Source organism: Streptomyces sp. 4F14 (assembly GCF_048159485.1).
In the GTDB taxonomy this organism is placed as follows: Bacteria; Actinomycetota; Actinomycetes; order Streptomycetales; family Streptomycetaceae; genus Streptomyces.
Genome location: NZ_JBLRVY010000297.1, coordinates 1 through 346, shown reverse-complemented (window position 1 = coordinate 346; position 346 = coordinate 1). Strand labels below are relative to the sequence as shown.

1 pseudogene is annotated in these 346 nt (G+C 75.1%); it reads left to right on the top strand.

From position 1 onward, the window contains the following. Positions 1 to 346 (top strand): annotated as a pseudogene (locus ACLZOT_RS50805) (EamA family transporter); the annotation flags it as partial.

Genomic DNA, 346 nt, shown 5'->3' with positions numbered 1-346 from the left:
AGCGGCACCGGCGTCGCGCTGTGGGGGCTGCGCGGGCGCCGGCCCAACTGGGCGGCGATCGGCGCCGCGTTGGCGACGGGGCTGAGCATCGCCGTGTACACCGTCGTGGACGGGCTCGGCGTGCGGGCCTCCGGGTCGTCCCTCGGGTACATCGCCTGGCTGATGGTGATCGAGGGCCTCGTCATCCCGCTCTACGCGATCCGGCGCTGGCGGGGCGAGACGCTCACCGTGCTACGGCCGTTCGCCCTGCTGGGACTGCTGGGTGCCGCGCTGTCCGTGGCCGCCTACGCGCTGGTGCTGTGGGCCCAGACGAAGGCGGAGCTGGCGCCGATCGCCGCGCTGCGGG